General features: G+C 33.7%; 18 protein-coding genes. 9 read left to right on the top strand and 9 right to left on the bottom strand.

The features are described from left to right. The first annotated feature begins 337 nt into the window (after positions 1–337). The 3 genes from WC223_10245 to WC223_10255 all read left to right on the top strand — a co-directional run bounded on the left by WC223_10245 (position 338) and on the right by WC223_10255 (position 8,509). Positions 338–4,327 (top strand): PAS domain S-box protein, encoded by a 3,990-nt coding sequence (locus WC223_10245; GenBank protein MFA6924620.1) that lies wholly within the window; start codon positions 338–340, stop codon positions 4,325–4,327. A gap of 66 nt (positions 4,328–4,393) precedes the next feature. After that, a complete protein-coding gene (locus tag WC223_10250) occupies positions 4,394–4,840 on the top strand; it encodes a response regulator (protein ID MFA6924621.1) in 447 nt (148 codons plus the stop codon). Between the two features lie 51 nt (positions 4,841–4,891). Beyond that, positions 4,892–8,509 carry a PAS domain S-box protein gene (locus WC223_10255; GenBank protein ID MFA6924622.1) on the top strand — a complete coding sequence of 1,206 codons (3,618 nt, stop codon included), beginning with the start codon at positions 4,892–4,894 and terminating at the stop codon, positions 8,507–8,509. Between the two features lie 65 nt (positions 8,510–8,574). Here the strand turns inward: WC223_10255 and WC223_10260 are convergent, their stop codons facing one another. Together WC223_10260 and WC223_10265 are read right to left on the bottom strand one after the other, a co-directional pair. Then, positions 8,575–9,612: a dihydroorotate dehydrogenase-like protein gene (locus WC223_10260; protein MFA6924623.1), complete on the bottom strand. Its 1,038-nt coding sequence runs from the start codon at positions 9,610–9,612 to the stop codon at positions 8,575–8,577. Positions 9,613–9,692: 80 nt separating this feature from the next. Next, positions 9,693–9,830 (bottom strand): hypothetical protein, encoded by a 138-nt coding sequence (locus WC223_10265; GenBank protein ID MFA6924624.1) that lies wholly within the window; start codon positions 9,828–9,830, stop codon positions 9,693–9,695. 490 nt (positions 9,831–10,320) lie between these two features. Between WC223_10265 and WC223_10270 the strand changes: the two genes are divergently transcribed. Next, complete coding sequence (locus WC223_10270) at positions 10,321–10,980, top strand: GGDEF domain-containing protein (protein ID MFA6924625.1); 660 nt, start codon at positions 10,321–10,323, stop codon at positions 10,978–10,980. A gap of 30 nt (positions 10,981–11,010) precedes the next feature. Here the strand turns inward: WC223_10270 and WC223_10275 are convergent, their stop codons facing one another. From WC223_10275 to WC223_10300, 6 genes are all read right to left on the bottom strand, one after another. Further along, complete coding sequence (locus WC223_10275) at positions 11,011–11,346, bottom strand: four-helix bundle copper-binding protein (GenBank protein ID MFA6924626.1); 336 nt, start codon at positions 11,344–11,346, stop codon at positions 11,011–11,013. Between the two features lie 54 nt (positions 11,347–11,400). After that, entirely contained in the window at positions 11,401–13,533 is a 2,133-nt protein-coding gene (locus WC223_10280) for a YDG domain-containing protein (GenBank protein MFA6924627.1), read from the bottom strand. A 75-nt stretch (positions 13,534–13,608) separates the two neighbouring features. Beyond that, the gene (locus tag WC223_10285; protein ID MFA6924628.1) at positions 13,609–15,108 is read right to left on the bottom strand and encodes a dockerin type I domain-containing protein; all 1,500 of its coding nucleotides are present in this window, start codon (positions 15,106–15,108) and stop codon (positions 13,609–13,611) included. 62 nt (positions 15,109–15,170) lie between these two features. After that, positions 15,171–17,312: a hypothetical protein gene (locus WC223_10290; GenBank protein MFA6924629.1), complete on the bottom strand. Its 2,142-nt coding sequence runs from the start codon at positions 17,310–17,312 to the stop codon at positions 15,171–15,173. 72 nt (positions 17,313–17,384) lie between these two features. Further along, positions 17,385–18,122 carry a hypothetical protein gene (locus WC223_10295; GenBank protein ID MFA6924630.1) on the bottom strand — a complete coding sequence of 246 codons (738 nt, stop codon included), beginning with the start codon at positions 18,120–18,122 and terminating at the stop codon, positions 17,385–17,387. A gap of 549 nt (positions 18,123–18,671) precedes the next feature. Then, positions 18,672–20,042: an SBBP repeat-containing protein gene (locus WC223_10300; protein MFA6924631.1), complete on the bottom strand. Its 1,371-nt coding sequence runs from the start codon at positions 20,040–20,042 to the stop codon at positions 18,672–18,674. 396 nt (positions 20,043–20,438) lie between these two features. Here WC223_10300 and WC223_10305 point away from each other — a divergent pair, with 396 nt between their 5' ends. From WC223_10305 to WC223_10325, 5 genes are all read left to right on the top strand, one after another. Beyond that, entirely contained in the window at positions 20,439–20,801 is a 363-nt protein-coding gene (locus WC223_10305) for a c-type cytochrome domain-containing protein (protein ID MFA6924632.1), read from the top strand. An 18-nt stretch (positions 20,802–20,819) separates the two neighbouring features. Next, positions 20,820–21,182 carry a hypothetical protein gene (locus WC223_10310; protein MFA6924633.1) on the top strand — a complete coding sequence of 121 codons (363 nt, stop codon included), beginning with the start codon at positions 20,820–20,822 and terminating at the stop codon, positions 21,180–21,182. Positions 21,183–21,193: 11 nt separating this feature from the next. Beyond that, positions 21,194–22,078: a DUF5777 family beta-barrel protein gene (locus tag WC223_10315; protein ID MFA6924634.1), complete on the top strand. Its 885-nt coding sequence runs from the start codon at positions 21,194–21,196 to the stop codon at positions 22,076–22,078. Between the two features lie 192 nt (positions 22,079–22,270). Continuing rightward, the gene (locus WC223_10320; protein MFA6924635.1) at positions 22,271–22,825 is read left to right on the top strand and encodes a YceI family protein; all 555 of its coding nucleotides are present in this window, start codon (positions 22,271–22,273) and stop codon (positions 22,823–22,825) included. 6 nt (positions 22,826–22,831) lie between these two features. Next, on the top strand, positions 22,832–23,278 hold the full coding sequence (locus WC223_10325; GenBank protein ID MFA6924636.1) for a hypothetical protein: 447 nt from the start codon (positions 22,832–22,834) through the stop codon (positions 23,276–23,278). 20 nt (positions 23,279–23,298) lie between these two features. Here WC223_10325 and WC223_10330 read toward each other — a convergent pair whose 3' ends face one another. Beyond that, the gene (locus WC223_10330; GenBank protein ID MFA6924637.1) at positions 23,299–23,976 is read right to left on the bottom strand and encodes a response regulator transcription factor; all 678 of its coding nucleotides are present in this window, start codon (positions 23,974–23,976) and stop codon (positions 23,299–23,301) included. Positions 23,977–24,023: the final 47 nt, after the last annotated feature.

Genomic DNA, 24,023 nt, shown 5'->3' on the forward strand with positions numbered 1-24,023 from the left:
TTTTATGGACAAAACTAAGCTTAGAAAATGGAATTCTATTCAAATCGTTTAGCAATTCAAAACAACTGAAACTATTATCTGCCAATATTTCAAAGAACTTTAATAAAAAAACGTTAGGACGTTAGTGTTATTATATTATTATCATTCATTGAAAAATATTCAAATAATTTTTATTTGCTATTTATTTTTTATAATTTCGCACGCTATTAATTTTATTATAAGCAAATTAAGCTTATATTTTAATTTATTACCTTTAATAACCCCATAGAACTGTTTCGTGACTGTATTTGATGTATGAATAAAATTTATTCAAATTAAAGTTTATCAGCAGAAATTTATGATAAAGACAATTTTCCAAAAGTTACGCTTGGTATTTAGCGGAAATCCCATAGTATGTGTTTCTCTGCTTATTGTGTTTATTTTGAGTTTCCTTGACCTTATCGGTTGGATGTTTAACATAACATTGTTTAAAAGCATTAGTTCCCACTGGATACCAATGAAAGTGATAACCGCTTTATGTTTCGCATTTTCAAACACCGCATTGATATTTATTAAAACCGACTCAACAACCCGTATTAAAGCGATTATCACAAAAACACTCGGGCTGACGGTAAGTATTGTAGGTTTGCTTACAATAATTATTTACACTATTTTTCTTAAAACCGGAATTGAGGCAACTTTTGTTTATGCTCCATTTCTGAAACTTTTCTTGGCTCCGCAAACAAAGATGGCTTTTTTTTCGGCAATTAATTTCTTTATAATCGGAATTGCACTGATACTTATTGCAACCAAAAGTATCCGTAATGCAAACATCGCACATGTGCTAATGCTTCCCGCAGCAATATTTAGCTACATGGTTCCTGTAAGCTATATTATTGGCGCCTATTCTTTGCATGAAATACATAATGTACCCGTAGCTTTAAACACCGGTATTGCATTCATAGCCCTCAGTTCTGCCGTTTACTTCATTCGCACCGACACATGGCTTATGAAAGTATTTACCAGCAATAATGCAGGTGGACTCATGGCTCGCAAATTACTCCCATGGCTTATTATCCTGCCTGTTGTGATTGGCTGGCTGAGAATACTCGGCGAGCATAAAGCAATCTATGGTTCTGAAGTTGGTGTTACTATTGTTGCCCTAACTTATACAGTATGTTTTTTATTTTTGGTTTGGCTTTCTGCCAAATCAGTCAACAAAACCGACGAGGAAAAACAAAAGTCCGAAGAACAGCTTAACGAAAGAGAAGTAAGATTTCGCAGTATTTTCGAAAACAGCAATGATGCAATTGTACTGCTTGATGCAGCTACAGGCAAATATATAGATTGCAATCAGGTTACCTGCAAAATGTCAGGATATACAAAAGAGGAAATATGCAACATGAAAACCGGAGGACTCCTTTCGCCACCGCATAAAGACGAAGTGATTTCCAATATGGATATTATTAATAAAATCGGAACGTTGCGTGGCGAAACTGAATTGATTACCAAAGACGGTTTATTAATACCGATAGAGTTTAGTGCATCGTCATTGACAATAGGAAACATGCAATGCCTCGTGAGTTTTATACGCGATATTTCCGAACGTAAGAAAACAGAGGAAGAACTGATACATTCCCGTCAGGAATGGGTAGAAACATTCAATATTATACCTGACCTCATCGCTATTATTGACAATGACTTCAGAATCGTAAAAGCTAACAAAGCCATGCTTAATAAACTTGGTGTTTCCTTTAAAGATGCGCAAGGACTGCGCTGCTTCGAATGTATTCATGGCGATGACAAACCCTATCACGACTGTCCTCATGCCATGATGCTTAAAGATGGCAAACAGCACCTATCGGAAGTTTTCGAAAAAAATTTAGGCGGCTATTTTCTTGTCAGCGTCACTCCTGTACTTAACTCTACCGGCAAAATTATTGGGTCGGTGCATGTTGCCCACGATATTACGGAGCGTAAAAATACAGAAGAAGCTCTTAAAATAAACAACGAGCGTCTTGAAATCTTGTCGGAAACAGCAAGTCGCTTGCTTGAAAGCGATAATCCTCAAAAGCTTGTTAACGAACTTTGCAATAAAGTTATGAAGTTTCTCGATTGCCAAGTATTTTTTAATTTCCTTGTTGATGAGAATGAAGGAAAGCTAAATCTCAACGCTTATTCGGGAATTCCTGAAAAAACAGCAAAAAACATCAAATGGCTGGATTATGGCGTGGCAGTTTGCGGTTGTGTTGCAAGTGAGGGCATAAGAATTATTGCCGAAAATATCCCTGATTCTCCCGACCCGCGAACCGACCTTGTAAAATCTCTTGGTGTTAAAGCTTACGCTTGTCATCCACTTTTATCTGAAGGAAAAGTTATTGGTACTTTGTCATTCGGAACTAAATCAAGAGTAAAATTCAGTGATGATGGTATCGCAATGATGAAAGCAGTTGCCAACCAGGTAGCTATTGCAATGACCAAAATAAGAAATCAGGAGGAATTGAAACAAAGCGAGCAAAGATATCGCCTGCTGGTTGATTCATTGCCCGATACATCAATACATCTTTTTGACCACAATAAGAAATTTTTAATTGCAGGTGGCAGTGAAATTACAAAAAGTGGTTTCGACAAGAATTTAATTGAAGGACATACTTTACATGAAGCGTATCCGCCTGAAGTAATAAATTTATTAGAGCCATACTACGATAAAGCACTTCATGGCGAATCCTCATCATTTGAGCATAACTATGATAACTTTTGGTACCACCAGCAAATAGTACCGATATATGACAGTGAGGGAAAAATTTATGCGGGCATGGTTATTTCACAAAATATAACTGAACGAAAGAAGGCAGAAAAAGAATTGTACGATACCAAAAATTATTTGGAAAATCTTATCAATTATGCAAATGCTCCGATTATTGTATGGAACCCGCAATCGGAAATACAATTGTTCAATGGAGCATTCGAGCATTTAACCGGCTATTCATCCGCCGAGGTGGTCGGGAAAAAACTTGACTTTTTATTCCCCGAAACATCACTTAAAGAAACTAACGAAAAAATAAAGCTGGCTTTATCTCAAAACTGGGAAACAATTGAAATTCCTATACTGACTAAAAATAAAGAAACACGCATTGTATTTTGGAATTCTGCGAATATTTATGATACAGACAATAAAACATTAATTTCCACTATTGCTCAAGGTAACGATATTACCGAACGCAAGAAAGCCGAGGAAGAATCACGGAAATTAAAAGAAAAACTTGACCTCGCTTTGAAAAACGCAAACATCGGAGTTTGGGTATGGGATATAAAGACAAATGTTATAGAATGGGACGAAAGAATGGAGCAAATATTCGGAATCGAAAAAGGAACTTTCGGTAAAAATTACGATGTATTTGAAAAATTTATTGTTGATGAAGATATTCCTCACACACGGAAAGCAATCAGCAAAGCGATAGACGAGAATGTTCCCTTTGAAACAATTTACAGAATAAAACTAAATAACGGGGATATTAAATATATAAATGCAAAAGCATTGCTTACTAAAAATAATGTCGGGGAAGCAATAAGTATGACAGGTGTTTGCTTCGACATCACTGAAATGAAAAAGGGAACAGAGCAGGCATTATTTAAACTCAACGAAGACCTGTTGCGTTCTAATAAAGAGCTTGAACAATTTGCTTATGTAGCATCACACGATTTGCAGGAACCATTGCGCACAGTATCAAGCTTTACCCAATTGCTTTCGCATCGCTATAAAGACAGATTAGATGCAGAAGCTCAGGAATTCATTCAATTTGCTGTTGACGGAGCAATGCGCATGCAGGTTTTAATTAATGACCTTCTCGTTTATTCCAGAATTCAGGTAAAAGGCAAGCCGTTTACAAATGTTGACATGCACGAAGTACTGGGGCAAGTCATCAATAACCTGACTATGCGAATACAAGAAAAAAATGCTTTGGTTACCTGCTATGAATTGCCAACTGTAATCGCCGATGAAGGACAAATGGTGCAATTGCTGCAAAATCTTATAGGAAATGCTATTAAATTCTGCAATGCAATACCAATAATACACATTTCATCAAAAGAAGAAAAGGATTATTTTATTTTTTCAATTAAAGATAATGGAATTGGCATTGAATCGCAGTATTTCGATAGAATTTTCCAAATATTTCAGCGATTGCATACCAAGGAAGAATATTCGGGTACAGGAATCGGTCTTGCTGTCTGCAAACGCATTGTAGAACGTCATAAAGGAACTATATGGGTAGAATCGGAATTCGGAAAAGGAACAACATTTTATTTTAAAATACCTAAAAAAACAAGTGCTTCAAATACTTATTAAAACAATGTATTTAAAGTTTTAAAAAATAGTAAAAAACAAACAATATAAAAAAGGAGAAATTAAATTATGCAAAACACAAACAGCAAATCAATAGACATTCTCATTGTGGAGGATAATTCTGGTGATGCACGACTTATCAGGGAAGTGCTTAAAGAAGGTAAAATCATGAATTCTCTCCACATTGTCAAAGATGGTGTAGAAGCAATGGAATTCCTTTATAAAAAAGGGAAGTATGAAAATACTCCTAACCCCGACCTTATAATATTAGACCTTAATCTTCCCAGAAAAGACGGACGTGAAGTTCTTGCCGAAATAAAAGAAAATAATGAACTAAAAAAAATCCCTATAGTTATAATGACTACTTCGCAAGCAGAAGAAGATATTTTAAGGTCTTACAATTTACATGCTAATTGTTACATAACAAAACCTCTTGACTTGAATCAGTTTATAAAAGTAGTTAAATCAATTGAAGATTTTTGGTTTTCAGTTGTTAAGCTGCCACCGAAAGAATAATAAGTACTTCAAGTACTTATTAATAAACAGTATAAAGTAAATCAAATTAGTATGAAAAAACCTGAACAAGTTAAAGATGCTGTGAAAAGTATTTCACTTGATAATAACATTCGGGAAACATCACTTAGAATACTGCTTGTAGAAGACAATCCGGGAGATGTATATATCGTAAAAGATTTATTAAAGAGTGCCGAAACCAAATATATTGTTACTCATTCATCACGTTTAAGTGATGCATTGCAATTATTAAACAAGCAGGAGTTTGATGCAATTCTATTGGACATTGGTTTGCCTGACAGCACAGGAATAGAAACATTAAGAAAAATAAAATCGCCGAAAATAAAAGCACCTATTATAATTTTGACCGGATTTGATGATAAAGATTTGGCAATTGAATCAGTGAAGGAAGGTGCACAGGATTACCTGGTAAAAAACAAACTAAGTTCCGATAATATTTCACGTGCAATAAATCACAGTATAGAAAGAAAAAAGTTACAGGAAATACAGAAAAAAAGCACCCATCAGTTCTCAATTCTTTCGTCAGCAACAACTTCAATTAACAGTAGTGAAAACATATCATCTATTCAAAGCATAATTTGCAATAGTTTTAAAGGATTGCTGGATGATGCAGCTGTTGCTGCAATTGAAATTACCGATAATAAAATTACACATTTTTTATTCAGCGAAGGTCCTAAACTTTATTTTAATCGTAACAAATCAACAAAAGGGCTGGATATATACCAAACCATTTTTAACATTAATGACAATTCGAACAAAATACTGGATTTATTAAGTGATGAAAAACTTCATGAAATAGAAGGCGGAATTTATGAATTAGCATTAGGTAATTTGAAAAAAGAAGATTGCACTTACATTGAGAAAATGCTGGATGTAAAAAGAACTTATGCTATTCTATTTCTAAGAAAAGAAAAAATGTATGGATGTGCTGTAATTTTTACAAAAAAACCGATAGAAACCGGAGATATAAGCATAATCGAAGCAATAAGCAGCCAGATAACATTAAATATAAACAGAAAATTTATTGAAAATAATATTAAACTTAGCGAAAAACGTTACAAAGACCTTTTCACCAATTCTCCGGTTTCAAAACTTGAAGAAGATTACAGCGAAGTAAAAAAAGAAATTGATAAATTAAAGAAAACGGGACACTGCAATATCGGTAAATACCTTTGGAAAAATCCCGATAAAATAAATGAATGGATATTAAAAATCAAAAATACAGATTTCAATCAGGCAGCACTTGAATTACACAAAGCAGATACAAAGGAACAATTCATAAACAAATACAAAACCTTGATTTATGAAAATTCACAAAAAGATTTCATTTACGAATTTTCGATGATATTTGATGGGAAACTCAAGTTTGAATACGAAACGGAAATATGCACAATTAGTGGCGAAAAAAGACGGGTGATTATCAGGTGGTCTGCTGTTGAAGGATATAAAGAAACATTGGAAAGGGTTTTAGTTTCGATAATTGATATAACTGAAATAAAAAAAGCAGAAGAAGATTTACGAAAATTAAATGAGGAGCTGGAATACAAGGTGCAGCAACGCACTAAAGACCTTGCTAAAGTGAATTACCTTTTGCAACAGGAGTTGGAAGAGCGTGTAAAAAATGAAATTAAACTCAACAAATTAAATAAAACGCTAAGGGCACTCAGTAGAAGCAGTCAGGCGATGATGCGGGCTGAATGCGAATATGATTACATAAAAGAAATATGTAAAATTATTGTAGAGGACTGCGGACATTCTATGGTTTGGGTAGGTTATGCCGGACACGATGAAGATAAAACCGTTAAACCTATTGCCCATTCAGGATTTGAAGAAGGATATCTCGAAAAGCTGAATGTTACATGGGCTGATAACGAACGGGGACGAGGTCCCACCGGCACAGCTATCAGAACAGAAAAACCCGCAATGTGTAAAAACATGCTTACTGACGAAACTTTTAAGCCATGGCGCGAAGAGGCGATTAAAAGAGGATATGCATCTTCAATAGCTATTCCATTTTCGGTTGATAACGAAACTTTTGGTGCAATTACTATTTACTCAAAAGAACCCGACCCATTTTCTGAGGGTGAAGTGAATTTGCTTTTAGAATTGGCAAATGACCTTGCACACGGAATCACAGTAATTAAATTACGTGAAGCCCAAATGAAAGCGGAAGAAGCATTAAGAGAAAGTGAAGAAAAATATCGTTTGCTCTTTAATAAAATGATTGATGGTTTTGCTTTACATGAAATAATTCTTGATGGCAATGGGAAACCTTATGATTACAAATATATAAGTATCAATCCGGCATTTGAAGAACTAACAGGTCTTAAGTCAGAAAATGTTATCGGCAAAAAAGTATCGGAAGTAATACCCACTAATGAAAAATACTGGATTGACATATATGGCTCAGTGGCGTTAACCGGAGAAAATATAGAATTCGAAAACTATTCTTCCGAAACAAAAAAATATTTCAAAGTAAATGCATTTTGCCCTAAAAAGGGACTATTTGCAATTATTCTCGAAAATATCACTTTCAAAAAACAAGCCGAACAGGCAATTAATGAAAGCGAAGAAAAATACAGACAGCTTACCGAAAGAAGCAATGCATTAATTTGCGAAATAGATATTCAAGGAAAATTCACATATATCAATTCAAAATTCAAAGAAAACTTAGATTACGCTCCCGAAGATTTAATAGGGCATCCCGCTTCCGAAATTTGTCATCCTGATTTAAAAAAAGGTTTTCTTAAAAAATTAAAAGGAACACTAAAAAATTTAGAGCCACAGAAAAGCGAATGGATATTTAAAGACAAATCAGGTAATTGGCGTTGGTTCAGTTGTTATTCAAACACTTTTGTTAATTCGAAAGGAGAGACTCACATTAGTGTTGCCTCATTCGACATCACCGAAAAAAAGAATTCCGAAAAGCAATTAAAAAAATATGCCGCCGACCTCAAAAACCTTAATATGACAAAAGATAAATTTTTTGGAATCATAGCACATGATTTAAAAAATCCATTCAGCAGCATGTTGGGCGCTTCCGAACTCTTGTCTCAAAACTTTGATAAATACGATGCGGAGAGAATTAAAAAATTCAGTTTAATTTTGAATGATTCTGCTAAAAGCGGCTATGCATTACTTGAAAACCTACTGGAATGGTCGAGATCGCAGACAGGTAATTTAAAATTCAATCCCGAAAAAATAAATATCCTCAAAATAATTGAGGGAATTCTTTCAAATATAAAAATTTCTGCTGCTAATAAAAACATAAAATTACATTCGGAAATCAAAGAAGATTTAATTTTGATAGCAGATAAAAACATGCTGAATACAATTCTTCGCAATTTGTTGAATAATGCAATAAAATTCACACACAAAGGAGGCAATGTATTCATAAAAACAGAAAACAACAATAATAGTGTAACTATAGCAATAAAAGATGATGGAATAGGAATTGCAAAAGAAAACATTAATAAATTATTCAGAATAGATACAAAGTTCTGCAATATAGGTACTGCGGAAGAAAGAGGAACAGGTCTCGGATTGCTATTATGCAAAGAATTCGTGGAAAAACATGGTGGTAATATTTGGGTTGAAAGCGAATTAGGAAAAGGCAGCGAATTCAAATTTACAATTCCTTTGAATAGTTAGTGTCAGTCAATAATATTGATTGACTGACCGGAGTGATTTGAGTTACTCCGTCAGTTCACATAAAATTACCCTGCCTGCAAACCATAACTTAGATTTGTTGTATCTTCAAATATCTTCTCTGAATTTATAAGCAAATCAGCATACTGGGCTCTTTTATAAACAAAAGGATTACTACTTAGTCTGCTTTTAGAGAGCTTACCTCTAAACTCATCAATATTATTATAATTTTTAATATCCATCCATTCCATCAATTCTTCTTTAATATTACTAATTTGTTTCAAGCCATTTTCATATAATGCACTAACCACCTGAACACAGGTGGCACCTGATAATATCAATTTGATTACATCTGCACCGGTGAATATTCCATGGCTGCTGCAAATATCAGCTTTAACATTTTCGAATAATAATCCCGTATATCTCAAAGATTTCTTGTAATCTCCCTTATTGCTGAAATTAAACGATTTGATATGTTTCTCACTAATAACATCAATATCGGGCTGAAAAAACGAATTAAACAAAACAAATGCATCAACTCCGATATGGTCAAGGTTTTTAATAAAATTCAGAATATTAGTGTAGTCGGAACTTAATTTTACACTTACCGGAATTGAAATATTTTGTTTAATCTCTTTAATGATATTTATTTGTTCATCTTCTATGTCTTCTGCTTCTCTTGTGAAATCGGAAGGAATCTGATAGAAATTCAGTTCAATTCCAGCTACTCCGGTTTCGCTTAATAGTTTTGCATATTTAAGCCATGTATCTTTGTTGACTGCATTAATGCTTGCTATAAGCGGGACAGATAAACCCTCACTGGCTTTTCTGATATTAAAAAGATGCTCGTCAGGTCCTGCATGTTCAATATGCGGATGCATTGTCAGCATTTCTGCATGCATATCGTTGTATTCTGCAAGCTTCTCATCAAGCTGGAATTTTTCGAGTTGTATTTGTTCCTCGAATAATGATTTATAAACAATCGCACCAACACCAAGTTCTTCGGCTCTTTTTAGCTTATCTATATCTGATGATATGCTCGATGCACCAACAATTATGGGATTATCTATTTCAATTCCCATGTATTTTGTTTTAAGGTTTTTCATTTATATAATTTTAAATTTAGCAACAATTTTATTTTGGGTATTTAATAAATCAAAGGTATTTCACGGAGTTAATAAACTAATTAAATCAGCGTTAATATTGCATAAAAAACAGTTAAAAGTCCACTGGAAACATAAAGCAAACTCAAGTCAAATTGAGTACTTAAAGTACTTAAAGTTTCGGAAATATTTATTTTTTTACTATTTTTTTTATTTTCCATTTTTAATGGCATGAAGCACTCAGGACATTCGAAGTACTTTTCTTATATTGTTTAATTAATATTAATAATTAATTAATTAGAATTTAATCAATCGTTTTAAAATTTATTCCAATTTTGGATAACTATAATTTTAAAATTTAATACATCTAAAAAGTAATGATATTTTTATATAGTTAGAAAGTTTGAATTAAGTAGTGTTTATGCATTAATCCCAAAATACAAAAATTATTTTTTTTAAAATTTATATATAGACACTAAGCATTAAAACTAACAGAAAATGATAAAACGCCTAATACATATAGTCCTCTTTAAACAGACAACCCTTAAATTATTGATAATAGCAGAAAAGTTATCAATAAAAAATAATTTCCCTAAAATATATAATGAGCATCTGCTAAGGATAGGAATAATGGAATTCATTGTTGTCAATGAGTAGAATTACAATTAACAGAATCCCCTAACAAATGTTTAGCAATTTCTAATAAAAAGAATGGAAAATAGCACAAATATTGATAAAGGATACAGACAACATCCTCCCGGAAAAGATAAAAAACCGGCAGCACCAAATCCCATGAAAGTGATGATAGGAGCAAACGGTGTATTTTCGGATATTTCAAGTTATTTTCAACTTTTGAAAGAAGCGGAAAAATTAAAAAAAGAAGTATATATTGATACACTCACAAAAATCGGTAACAGAAAATATTTTGAAATGGTGTTTCAATCTAAAATGTACGAACTAAAAACCCTTAATATCCCATTTGGATTAATATTTTTCGATATAGATAATTTTAAAGATATAAATGATATATATGGGCATAACTTAGGCGACAATATTCTTAAAATGGTAGCTGAAAATATTACAAGAATTTCCAGAAGCTTAGACACTATTTGCAGATGGGGAGGAGATGAGTTTATTCTGATTATTTCTTATGTTGACAAAATAATGTTACAAGAATTTACAGAAAGGTTGAGAATATTCATACAAAACATTTGTCTTTTAATTAATACTAAAGAAAGATTATCAATAACGGTTTCTATAGGTGCAACAATAGTTAAGCCGAATGACACTATCGAAACATCCGTAAAACGTGCAGATGAACTTATGTATAAAAGTAAGAAAGAAGGAAAAAATAAAATTAATATCGGATAATATGCTTACATTATTTCGAACAAAATGAGTCTATAGTTTGCTTATGTTGCTACACGCAACAGCGCATTTACGACATTTTTCCGCACATCTTTTGCAATGCTCCATGTGTGAATGTTTTTCACATTCAGTTGCACAAGCATTACAAACTTCTGCACAAAGTTTGCAGATTTGTTTCACAAACTCACTTCCGCTTGCCATTGCTTTAATTGCCAAAAGACATATAACAGTGCAGTCATGGTCTAATCTTATGCATCGAGTCAACATTTTTATGTCCTGCTCATTTAAACATGCACTTGCACAATGTGTACATTCTACTGCACATTCTGAACATGCAGCGATACAATTTTGAAATTTCTGATGATTCATTTTTTTGATTTTTAATTGTAAAATAATTCCACTAAAATAAATTCATACTTTTCTTCATTTACACGTTATTATTTTTCTGATTACCTGTTCATCATTACTTCTGAATATTATAAAATAAATACCTGCCGGAGAATTGGTAATATCAATTTTATGTTCCAGTTTATTTTCAACAACAATATTTTTCTCTTCAAATATAATTGAGCCAAGAGCATCATGAATCATAATATTGAAATGCTTTTCCGTTTGAGTGTTTATTGATACGGTGAATTGTCCATCGTTTGGAACCGGATATGTCTCAAATTGGAAATCACTACTGATTTCATTAACACCAGTTGCGATATAATTAATTGTGTTAGAATTACCGGAACTGCATCCGTTTATTGTAATAATAGTATAGTAGTTTCCATTGGACTGAGCAATATATGTATGCCCTGTAGCTCCGTGTATTGGACTACCATTAAAATACCATTGGTTGCCAACCGGAGCATCACTTTTAAGTGTGTCCATAGATAATGTTATTACTGGTGTGGCAGGAATTGCATTTACGGTTAAAGTGCCATTTAAATATGCAATATTATAATTGGATAGACCTGTGCCAACTGCAAGAGCAGGCACAATACTGTATGTAGCAACAGCCGCTGATGAAGATGCGCCTGCACTGGTAATACTTGCACTTGCCACAGCATCACCTGTTAATAAACCCGAAGTTAAAAATTCTGTTCCTGCAAAATTAACTGTTGTTCCAAAGCATTTTGCAATATCGTTAGCAGTAACAGTTAATCCTTTTGCAGTTATATCAGCTGTTAATGATGGCTGAATTAAAGTATAATTACCTGCATCGGCACCACTCAATGTACAACCTGATACTGTAACTGTTTTAGCTGTACCAACATTTTTATTTGCAAAAGTTCCTGTTGCATCTGAACAAATAAGACTAACAACATCTGTTCCTAAAACAGCAACAATAGTTGCACTTCCGGTATTCAATGTTGCCGCTGTTGTTCCATCATAAACCTTATTGTTTGCTGTTGCACCCGAAACAGTGAGACCAGCAGCAGTTATATTGGCTGTTGAAACAGGTTGCATAAGAATATAATTGCTTGCATCAGCACCGCTAATAGTGAAGCCATCCATGACAACAATTTTGCCATTACCGATATTCTTAGTTGTAAAGTTTCCTACAGCACCTGAAGAACCAAGAACAACAACATCTGTTCCTATAACGCCCGCAAGACCTACACTTCCTGTATTCAAAGCCGCTGCTGTTGTTCCGTCGTAAACTTTACTATTCACTGTTGCGCCTGAAACAGTGAGACCGGCAGCAGTTATGTCAGCTGTTAATGTGGGCTGTGTTAAAGAATATTTCCATGCACTTGTTCCTCCTATAGCAAATCCCGAAGTAGTAACCGTTTTAGCCGTACCGACATTTTTATCCGCAAAAGCCCCAATAGCTCCTGCTGATATTAAGTTTACAACATCAGCTCCAACAACACCAACTAAAGTAGCACTTCCTGTATTCAAAACAGCCGCGTTCGTTCCATCATAAGTTTTATTATCTGCATTTGCTCCTGTAATTGTTAAAGAAACAGGTGGTCCGTTTAAAACATTGTTTGCTAAATTAGACACAGTGAAGTATATCGAATTTGTAATATTAACGCCTAAATAAGGGGAAGTTTGGTCATACGCATATACAGCAGTATTATATGGAGAGGAAGTAAAATTAAAAGTAAGATTAGGTGAAAACTGACCAAAGGAAACAGTATTTGTTAGTCGTATTCTTGCAACTCTCACTCCGGGAGATGCAGTAGAAATAATTGTTCCGAATCCGTGTGACACAAGTCCGGGATTTACAAGCTTTATACAATTAGATGCAAATTGAACGCATGTGGTTGGTTGCTGCGATGCAACCAATTGCGAAGAACCGGCAACAATGCTTGCCGTTATTGTACCACCATTGACAATTGCAGGATTTACTAAAATCCCTGCCTGATAAAGGTCCAACTCAAAGACATTCACTAAATCTTTATTCAACAGGTATATGTCAAACTCAAAAACCGTTGGACTGACTTGCGCATCATTGCGAAGTGAAAACTCATAGCTGGCTGGAACCTGTGCCTTGGATAACGAGATTGCAAAAACCGTCAGCATTAAAACATGTAGCAATTTTTTGAAAATTTTCTGTTTCATAATAGTAATTTTTAAATTGTTTTTATCAATACTTATTATTTACATAATTTTTCGGGTTTATTATTAAAACATTTATCAAGGAGTAACAGCAGAAATAAATAACAACGAATTATTTTGTACCAGATTAATATCGAATATATCAACCACACCATCTCCGTTAATATCAGTTAATAAATAACCTGAAGAAAAAAGAACCGCATCATTCTGAACAGAAGAAAGGTCAAGCACATCAACAACACCATCACCGTTTACATCTCCTGCATAGAGTCCGTATATGCCGGTTGCCAGAAACTTTAAATTGCTTCCGAATGCCTGAGCTTGGGAAGTTGTAAAATCATAATTGATTGTTTGTGATGAAAACGCTAATGGTGAAGCAGAAACTGTTGCAATACTATTTCTGTGTTTTATTGTTATATAATAGGAACCGCTATAAGTGCCGGGAATACTAATTGATGCTAATCCACTTGTATTTAAGTCCACATTGCTTGCCGAATATACCTGAGTTAGATATGTCACAGGGTCATGCAGTTCAACAGATATCTGGTCAGCAGTATTGCCGGAAAATTGATTTCCTGCGTTTCCCTGCGCCTGACTCATTAAACCCCCACCGGCATAAAGTCCTTCAAGATATAATTTAATGCTTAATGTTTTGTTCGTTGAATAGGGACCTCCCGTGAACGTTCCGAAAAACGTCAATCCTGATGCACTTAATTGATGAAGAGTTACATTCGAAGGATTAAAAATAGTTATTGGAGTTGGTACAACCCTGTAACAACTAATGTTGCTTTCTGTTCCTGAAACATCTGAAGACAGGTATTGAAAAACAGCATCGCAGGTAAAACCTGTGATGCCTGTTTGTGAAATGTTCCAGTAGCGATTAAGATATGAACCAGTGATTGAAGTATCGTTGTATTTTAAATTAACAAGGTTTAAACCAACAAATGCTCCTGCTGCAAATGTTCCGGTTGTAAAATTTAATGATACCGGAGAATATTCAGCAGTTATATTGCTATCTCCTATTGGAAAAGTGAAGGCACCCACAGCAGACCAGATTTTCTTAACCTGTCCATTACCGGTAGCAACTATCATGCTCGCAGCCGAAGGATTACCTGCCACAACAGACGATTGTCCGAAAGCAAGATTGTTATTTCCTATGTCAATATTGCCATTAGTAAATCTTAATGTATCATTTATCTGAATATCTTTTTGCAAGAGGATACTGTTACTAATTTTATTTATTGTTAATTTAGAAAACACAAATGCTGCAGTTGTGGAGCCACCAATAGTTTGGTTTGTCGTGCCATCAAATACCACTTCACTACCTGTAGCAACAGTGCTTAATATATCAGAGCCAACTACGTTGTTTGTATAATCACCTTCAATTTTAAGTATGCCTAATAAATCAATTGACGCATTAGTAACATTTGTGTCGTTCCGGTAATTACCGCCGGTTCCGCTTATGATAAAATAAACTCCGGAACCTATAACTATTTTTCCTCCATTGTTATAAACGCCCTGCGGAAACAATCCGTATGAAAATAATAACGATATTAAGATTATGAGATATTTTTTCATTTTGTTTTTATTTAAATTTTATAATTTTAATCTTGATGCATTAATTATTATTAATTCCATTATTAGAATGCTCTTATTGCTCTTACCGTTACGGAATATGTTTTTACAGCGGCTGTGTTAATAACAGTTGACCCATTCCAATACATGCAAGTAACATTATTGACACTATTCTCTGAAGAAGTGGTATATATTACACTTGAACCAAATCCAAGAAGAGTATGCTGATTCATCATCAGTTGCAGTTCTCCTGTGGATGGCAAGAACCAGTCGGAGAAACCACCACCATTGTACGACCTCGCCAAGCTTGCTGCAATAGGTCTTGTAGCACATCCGGCTAAAATTGCTGTTGTATTAGCCGAGCCCGTACCATAAGCTGCAGATGTACCTATTAATACAGTACTGCATCCCCATACTGCTGTTCCCTGGTCTGCCGATGCAGCAATAAGTCCATGCTGTCCGGTGCAATCAACATAGAATACAATTCCGCCTCCGGCATTCTGACCAATAGTATATATAGGCGTACCACAAGTAGTAAAACTAACATCAGCAGGACCATAAGACGTGCCAACACTATTGGTGGCATAAGCTCTGACATAGTAGATGGTGTTACCATTTAATCCTGTAATAGCACTAACAAAGTTGCTGGAACCAGTGCCGTCAGATGTATGTGAATTGACTATTGTCGGCGATGGACTTGTGCTCCAGCAAACACCCTTGGCAGTAATTGGCGAGCCTCCATCCGAAGTGATAGTACCGCCGCTTGAAGCAGAGTTTGATGTAATATTGGTTATAGCAGTGGTTGATGCAAGTACGGGCGTGGTAGGAGGTGCTGTAGTAAAACTCAATTCATTGCCATAAATAGTAGTCCATGGACCAGTACCGGTTGGATAAACATCAAGATAAGAGCGTATATAATAAGTGGTATTTCCTATCAATCCTGTAATGTTAGTTGTCCATGGAGCAATAGGAGTAGTATAGGGATAATTTGTAGAATTAGTTGCAACTTTGGTGGGTAATGATGAGTTGGATGTTGTAGAATATGCAACACCATAAGCCTGATAATTTGAATACCCACCACCGTTCCATGTCATACTTCCTCCTGAAGTAGCAGAAGCACCAGTAATACCACTGACAGCAGCAGTAACTAACATAGGAGGAATTCTTAATGTAGTAAATGAAATTTGTGTGCCGTAAGCTGTACCAACACTATTGATTGCATAAGCCCTAACATAATAAGTAGTGTATCCTGTTAAACTGGTAAGATTACTTGTAAACGCACTAACGCCGGGTGAAGCATCAATAACTTTGGTATTAGCTGTTGTAGGGTTTGCAGTGGTTCCATAACAAACACCTCTTTCTGTAATAGCTGCACCTCCGTTGGAAGTAACATTACCACCGCTTATGGCAGTTGTTCCAGTGATTGATGTTGCAGCTGTGGTAGCATCAAGAGTTGGCAACACAGGAAGTGTGGTAAAAGATATTTCATTACCATAAGTAATAACACTGCTGTTTATTGAATATGCTCTGACATAATAAGTAGCTACCGGAGTTAATCCCGTAAGATTGCTTATAAAGGTACCGGTACCCGAGCCATCTGTGGTTTTAGTATTTGCTATAGTTGGTCCGGTCGCAGTATTCCAGCATACACCACGCAAAAGAACCGCAGAGCCGCCATCATTAGTTATATTACCTCCACTTGCAGCAGTAATACCTGTAATTGAACTTGCAGCAGTTGTTGTTATAGTAGAAAAAACCGAACCTCCCCAAACAGGAATATTAGAACTTGAAACCCGTAAAAATTGACCGGGTGAGCCAATTGGAATCATCAGCCATTGCGAACCATTCCAATATAGCATATCACCTGTTGTATGACCAAGTAAAAAACCCTGAACCCATTTAGAGCCATTGTCGTAATAAAAACCCGGCACAACATCACCTGTAGTAGCAGTATTATACACAACCATGCCGGCTACATGTGCCGATAGTGGAGCAAAACTACTTGTGCTTGTCAAACTAATCCTTGGAATTAAAAGACCTTTATCAGAGAAATCTACATCTAATCCTGCTGATGCGTTTGGCTGTGCACCTGTTGCATTAATCCCTACGTTTTGGGAAAAGCAAGACAACGAAATAATTAATGTAATTAATAGACAATAATTTTTTTTATTAAATCTATTTGTTGTTTTGTTCATTTTATTTTCCATTGTTATTTTTATTAATTTAGTTTATATATTTTTTTACATTATTTTTTTTAATCATAAAAATATTATTTCGATTTATGGAGTAGTAAAACTCACTTGGTTTCCATACGAAGTACCCGCACCATTGGTAGCATACGCACGCACATAATATGTAGTGCCCGATGTCAATCCTGTAATATTACTAATAAAACTCCCCACGCCCGAGCCATCAACGGTTTTGCTATTGGCGATTGTAGGATTTGTAGTTGTTGCCCAACACACACCATAAGCAGTTACTGCATTACCTCCATCACTTGCAACTGTTCCTCCGCTTGTAGCAGTTATTGTTGTGATGTCGGTTACAAATGTCGTTATGAGATTTGCAAAACCTGCACCACCCCATGATGGAATACCCGAACCGTTTATTTGCAGCAATTGCCCTGGTTGACCTATAGTTACAAGTCTCCATGATGAACCGTCCCAATACTGCATATCACCTATTGTATTGGCTTTTGGAAAACCCGCAATCCATTTTGTTCCATTATTATAATAAATACCGGGGATTACATCTCCCGTGGTCGCAGTGTTGTACACAGTCATGCCGGCAACATGACTGCTTAAAGGAGCAAAACTACTTGTACCCGTTAGTGCAATACGAGGTATCAATAATCCTTCAGAACTAAAGTTTACATCCAATCCTGCTGATACATTTGGCGGGATGGCTCCATTCGTGCTGATTCCTACGCTTTGAGAAAAGCACGACATTGAGAAAACTAAAAGGCAGACAAATGCCATAAATAAATTAACTGATTGACTTTTTAAAACTTTTTTCATTTTTTTATTTTAATTAAAAAGTTATAATTGGGGATTTATAATTTTTTTTCAACAAATATATATTGCGGATAAACAACAGGAGTTAAAATTTTATTAAGTTCACATTAAAGCAGTATTAAACAAAAGACGAGTTTGTAAAATATAAAAAGGGATAAATATTATTTTTTGTTTTGATTTTTATTTTTTTTAAGAAAACGGAATAATAAAATAATTCACTTTATTTTTTATTTCCAATTCAGATAGTAAGTTGATAAGAAATATAAGACGTGAAGGTTTTTGTACCTTTAAAATTAATTTCAAAATGCGGCAACGTAATATCTTTTGAATATACCTTGTAAATTGCGACTGAGAAGCAATATAAAATCCCAGATGTTTATAATCAACAGTATTGGGACCGTCTGTAAAATATGGGGTATCTGCTGACAGCAAAAAAGGACACATCAGTATTACTTGCAAAAAAAATAATTGATAGAAACTTTAGCAAGAAAATATTTGAAAAAAGACATTGAACTTTTAACATGTTATTTTTTCTATACAAAACAGAAAAATTTAAAAGCTCTTAAGTTTCGCTATAAAGCCATCATCCGTATCAATTGATATAAGATTTGTATTACCAACAGATATGGCTTTACTAAAATATCCAACAATATAAATGTTTGAAAAACCATCCATTCCCATTCCATAAGCTCTATCATAACCTTCTCCACCGATTCGTGTTCCACCAATCATTTCGCCGGTATTACTATATTTCAGGATAAAAATATCCCAGTCGCCAAGGGTGCATATATTATTTTCACAAAATTTAAAATTAAAGTTGAACTCACCTGCAACATATATATTACCAACTTTATCAAGCATTAATGAACTTGCATGCACATTGCCTTTTCCTCCGGTTTGTTTTGCCCATATAACATCTCCGTTGGAATTATATTTTACAAGAAAAACATCATCGGTACCTATACTTTTCAATTCTGATTTTCCAAAATATGCAATCTCTGAAAAGTACCCTGTTACATAAATATTATCTATACTATCCAACGCAATGGAAGAAATGTGGTCGTTGCCCGCGGCACTGCCTCCGCGTCTAAGCCACTGAATGTTTCCGTCGGCATTGTATTTTGCAATAAACACATCTTTTTTCCCCGAACTCACAATCATTTTCTTATTAAATTCGGCTGTACCTTCAAAGTCACCAATTATATAGCAATTACCCTTTTCATCAGTTGTCATAGAAGTTGGTTCATCAACCATACTTCCGCCGCCAGTTGTTGACCAAATAATTTCTCCTTTATTATTGTATTTAATTATAAAAATATTTTTATCGCCTTTTGATAAAAAAATAGATTTTCCAATATTCATAGTTCCTTTGAATATGCCAGATACAAATACATTTCCTGTTTTGTCAGCAGTTAAAGCTATTCCGTAGCTTTCAATTGTTCCGTCTCCCTGTTTAACCCAAACCGGTTCACCACCATTATCGTATTTGGCAACAAAGAAATCCCTGTTGCCATTACTCTTTATCTTTATTCTCGAAAAATTTGCTGTTCCCGAAAAATACCCGGTTATATAAATGTTTCCTGATTCATCCAAGTCAAGACCATAAGCTCCATCATAATCAATTCCTCCTGCTTGTTTTGCCCAAACTAAACTTCCATTCGCACTATATTTTAAAATGTAAATATCAAGATTACCTTTGCTGATAAGCTTAACGTTTCCAATCTTCAATGTGTCAGAAAAACTTCCGGCAACATAACTGTTTCCGTCCTTATCAGTATTAAGAGAATATGGAGCATTTGTATTTGTTCCTACAATATTATTTGCCCATTGCCATGTTTTTGGAATTTGGGAATAAGAAAAACCGGACATAATTACTAAAAAAATAATAATTGTTGAGCTGTATTTTGATGTTATGTTTTTCATAAACTTATTCGTTTATTTTTAAAAAAAAATTACTACTTTGATACCTATTTATAAAATTTAAATTTAAAATTTAAACAAATCAGAGCAATGATAAATGTTTTAAAAATACATTAGCAAAGGTTTTAAATAAAAAAAAATAAAGAATTAATAGCAAATTAATAATGGATTAAGAAAGCATTAAGGTGTATTGTGCTTTTTTATTTAGCTATTCTTAATGTTAAATTAATCTAAATTTAATCTACCACTTTTTAATTTATCTCAAATTTGAATATCAATAATTTTGAGCGATTGATAAAGGAATGAAGAATAAAATTTATTGATATCAACGAATAGAATTATGCTTAATGAATGTAAGATTACCAAATAAATTTTAAAACAATTTCTAAATTTAATAAAATGAAGATTACAAAACTGTTACTTTCTTTATTATTGTTTGTTGTGTTTCAAACATCATGCAAACATAAAGCCGTAGATGTCAATGATATTCGAAAGGTTTGTTACAAAAACGAAATTGCTCCGATTCTGAATTCCAGATGCAGCATGTGTCATGGAGATAGCATAAGTGAGGAAGAAATCAACCTATCAACTTATGATGGCGTAATGAAATTGGTCTCGAAAGGAAAACCATTGAAAAGTAGAATTTACAAGTCAATAAAAAAAGACATGCCTCCTTTACCAAATACTCCTCTTTCGGAAGAACAACGTTCTTTGATTTACGCATGGATACTTCAAGGAGCTGATACAACAAATTGCAAATAATTAAAATTATAAATAAAAATGAAATATTTGTTATACATATTTTTTATTCTGCTTTTATCAAGCTGTTATCGGGATAATGAAGAAGAATTATATTTAAAGAAAACATTATCCGGAAACAATTCCTGCGATACAGTAAATGTAAATTACAGTCAAACAATTTCCGTAATACTTGCAAATAGTTGCACGGGTTGTCATAGCCCAACCGCAGCCGGAGGATATGACTTAAGAACATTAAGTGTCGTTCAACAAAATATAGATAGAATAATCGGAAGTATTTCTCACCAAGCCGGATTTATCCCAATGCCCGACAATGGATTAAAACTTGACGATTGTAAAATAAAACAATTTAATGTCTGGAAACAAAAAGGTTTTCCTCAATAAAGAAAAAGAAAATGAAAAAAATTCTAATCAGCATTTTACTGCTTGTCCCTTTACTGAAATCAAATTGTCAAAATATGGATAGCTTGTTAACTTCCATTACTGAAGACTCAATAAAATACACCACTGCAACATTTAAATCGACACGTATAATTAATGGACATTCTGTTGAACGCATGAAAAAAGGACAACTGGATTTTCGCATTCATCATCGCTTTGGACAAATCAATTCCGGTGTCCGCGAATTGTTCGGATTAGACCAAGCTTCCACATTTTTTAGTTTGGAATATGGAATTAACAACAGGTTAATGATCGGCGCAGGAAGGTCAACATATCAAAAAACTTATGATGGATTTTTGAAGTACGCTTTATTAAGGCAATGCAAAGGCAAAAAAAACATTCCTATTACTATTACTCTTTTGTCTGAAATTGATGCTTATTCCACCAAATGGGAAGTTCCCGATAGAAAAAATTATTTTTCTTCACGTCTTTCTTATGCTCATCAGATATTAGTTGCAAAAAAGTTTAATGAACATTTTTCTTTTCAATTATCACCAACCTTAATTCATAAAAATCTGGTAAAAGAAATAACTGATAAAAACGATTTATTTTCAGTCGGACTTGGCGGGCGTTTTAAATTGACTAAACGCATCTCATTAAACTCAGAATATTTTTACACTGTAAGACCTACCATTTCAGGAAAAGACAAGTTACCAAATTCGTTTTCAATTGGTATTGACATCGAAACAGGCGGACATGTTTTTCAGTTTCTTATTACAAATTCACTACCAATGTTCGAAAGAGGTTTTATTACTGAAACCACAGGCAAATGGACAAAAGGAGGTATCAGCTTAGGATTTAATATTTCAAGGGTTTTTAATTTAAATAGAACTAAATAATTTGCAACCGCACTTCAAATGGTTGAAAATTAAACTTTTTATTAAGTGAAATTGTTAAATTGTTATAAATTCATCTTCAATAGTAAATGCAAATTAAAAAAAACAATTTAATAATTTAAACGACGTTGTCATTTAAAGTATAATTCCAATCAGATATAATAAACAGATGTTAAATAATTAACAAAAACTAATATGAAAAAAATCGTTGTTTTTCTTTTTGCAGTCGTCATTGTGATGAGCGGATATTCACAAGATAAATATGTTTCAAAAAACGGACATATATGGTTTTTCTCTAAAACCCCCATGGAGAATATAGAAGCGCACAATAATCAGACAGCAAGTTATATTGATATAAAAACAGGAGGCATAGCATTTCAGCTTCTAATGAAATCGTTTAAATTCGACATAGCACTTATGGAAGAACATTTTAACGAAGAATATGTTGAATCCGATAAATTCCCAAAAGCCGAATTTAAAGGAGCCATAACTAATTTATCGGAAATAAAATTCAACAAAAATGGTGTTTATAATGTAACCGTTGAAGGCAATTTAACTATTCACGGAGTTACAAAAAAAGTAAAAGAAAAAGGAACCATAGAAATAGCAAACGGAAAATTAATTGTAAAAGCAAAATTTAATATCGTTCCTCAAGATTATGGAATTGTTATTCCCAATTTAGTAAAAGAAAAATTTGCAAAGAGCATGGAAGTTAATGTTGACATGACTTATACAATTCTAAAAAAATAAAAAAAAATGAAACGAAAGCATTTAATTTTATCAGCAATTTTTATTGCAATAATCATTATTTTTTCAATAGGTTTGTATATCTATTTCAAACCACAGAAGAATTTTGCCACATCAAAATCAGATTACATTCTAACTTCCCGACAATTATTCAACGAGTTTGAAAAAAATGAAACAGAATCAAATAAAAAATATGTAACAGATGACAAAACAATTCAGATAAGCGGATTTGTTGTGGAAATCGGCAGAGACACCGATTCAACTTTAAATTTAATTATTGGTGAATCACCTAATGCAAATGGTTTAGTAAGTTGCAGTTTTATGAAAACAGAAAATAAAAATTTAGAAAATATAAAAAGTAATGATAAAATTTTTATTAAAGGACAATGCACCGGATTTCAGGGATTGATTGATAAAACCGTGATTATGATTCGTTGTGCAGTTGTGAGAGAATAAGAAGTACTTCAAGTACTTTTTTACTCTTCTTCTTTCATTACATAACCAAATCCGACAAGTGTATGAATAAGCTTTGGTGAGAAATCTTTATCAATTTTATTTCTGAGTGAGTTAATATGAACATCAATTACATTTGTTCCCGAATTAAAAGAAAAGCCCCATATTTTTTCAGCAATTTCAATCCGGTCGAACACTTTACCTTTATTATTCATTAGAAGTTCAAGAATTGAAAATTCTTTTGAAGTAAGTTTAATTTCCTTACCTTTTCTTGTAACTTTTTTTGAAATAGTGTCTAATTCAAGGTCAGCAATTTTTAATGCTGGTGCAACAATTGTTTCGGTGTGTCTTCTGTCTAAAGCCTTAATTCGAGCAAGTAGTTCCTTGAAGCTGAATGGTTTCACCAGATAATCATCGGCACCGCAGTCAAAACCCGAAACCTTATCTTCAACTGAATCTAATGAAGTAAGCATTAAAACAGGAGTCTTAATATTTGCATTTCTTATTTTTTTACATAATTCAAATCCGTTAATTCCCGGTATTATAACATCTAATATTATTATGTCGAACTCTTTATTGAAAACAACTTTTTCGGCCATAGCACTGTCATAAGCTTGTGTAACGTTGAATTCATTGTCCTCTAAACCAAGTTTTACAAAAGATGAAATTTTGGGGTCATCTTCAACTAATAGAATTTTCATAATAATAAGTTTAGTTACTTAATAATATTTTTAAACAAAATTAATTA

The sequence above is a fragment of the Bacteroidales bacterium genome (assembly GCA_041671145.1).
GTDB lineage: Bacteria > Bacteroidota > Bacteroidia > Bacteroidales > JAHJDW01 > JAQUPB01.